This is a genomic window from Kitasatospora sp. MBT63, assembly GCF_000710465.2.
Taxonomy (GTDB): domain Bacteria; phylum Actinomycetota; class Actinomycetes; order Streptomycetales; family Streptomycetaceae; genus Kitasatospora.
The window spans coordinates 2195-3381 of the sequence record NZ_JAIZ01000510.1 but is presented as its reverse complement, the minus strand read 5'-3'; the positions used below and the strand labels follow the sequence as shown (position 1 = coordinate 3381).

The window sequence follows — 1187 nt, the reverse complement described above, 5'->3', positions numbered from 1 at the left end:
CGGGCGGCCGCGACGGCGGCGGGGCCCGGGGAGGGCGGAGCGGTGCGGGCGCCGTCGGGCCGGGCGTCCGCGGCGGACGGCGCCGACGGGTGGGTGTGGTCGTGCTGGACGGCGGCCGCGGCGGCGGTGAACACACCGAGCGTGGCCGCCGAGGGCAGCGCGACCGTCAGCACTGCCGTGCGAGTGCCGCGCCGGGCCAGCCGGCGTTGCTGGGCACGGGCGTCGGTACGGGAGTTGATGGTCACGGTGCCGCCTCGGGGAGCCCGCTCGGAAAGGGGAGAAACCAGCCGAGACTGTAGTCCCCTGTCCCGATACCGGACAAAGTGCGCATCTCAGGAGGCGTGTCGCTGCACCAGCCCGGCGCCTCCCCCCTCGGCCTCCAGCGCGCGCCGTACGGCCTCGACCGCCAACGGATGGGCCGGCAGGCCGATATGACCGACCGAAGGGATCAGCAGATTTTCCGAGTGCAGGTCGGGATGGTGCAGCCAGGCGCCGCGCCCCGGCCGGACCACCTCGTCCAACTCGCCGCGCAGCGCCGTGAAGTGCGCCCGGCAGCTCGGCGCGGGCAGCGCCAGCTCGGCCAGCAGGTCGCTGCCGGGCCGGAGCTGACGGGTGACCGGGAACGGGGTCGGCAGCAGCGCCGCCGTGGTGCCCTCGTGCGGAGTGCCGAGCGTGACCACCCGCGGCGCCGCCGCGTCCCCGCCCAGCCGCTGGACGTAGTACCGGCAGATCAGGCCGCCCAGGCTGTGCCCGACCAGGGTGACCGGCCGGCCCTGGTGGGCCTCGGCGGCCCACTCCACGTGGCGGGCCAGCAGCACCGCCGCGGCCCGGACGTCCCGGATCAGCGGTGAGTAGTTGAGCGCGTGCAGATGCGCCCAGCCGTGGCGCAGCAGCTCGCGGCGGAGCGGGCCGAACACCGCGCGGTTGTCGGCCAGGCCGTGCAGCAGCAGCACCGGGCCGCGCTGCGCCCGGTCGGCCGCCGGGCCGGGCGGGCAGTCGCGCGGCCGGGGCTCGGGCACCAGCCCGGCCGGGTAGCGGACCACGTGGTGCGCGAGGGCGGCGGCCTCGGCCCGGGCGCCCCGGACGGCGCGCCCGAACGGCAGGCCGGCGGCGGCCGCTGCGGTCGTGGGTGGTCCGGAGGCCGGTGCGGGCCCGATCGCGGGAAGTCCGGTCGGCGCGGGACCGGA

Annotated in this window: 1 protein-coding gene and 1 pseudogene; both read right to left on the bottom strand. The window is 77.9% G+C overall.

Features of this window, described 5'->3' with window-relative positions; translation table 11 throughout:
* Positions 1-245, bottom strand: a pseudogene (locus AA75_RS27125) (hypothetical protein); the annotation flags it as partial.
* A gap of 87 nt (positions 246-332) precedes the next feature.
* On the bottom strand, positions 333-1187 hold an 855-nt coding region (locus AA75_RS27120; protein ID WP_368666611.1), incomplete at its 5' end, for an esterase/lipase family protein.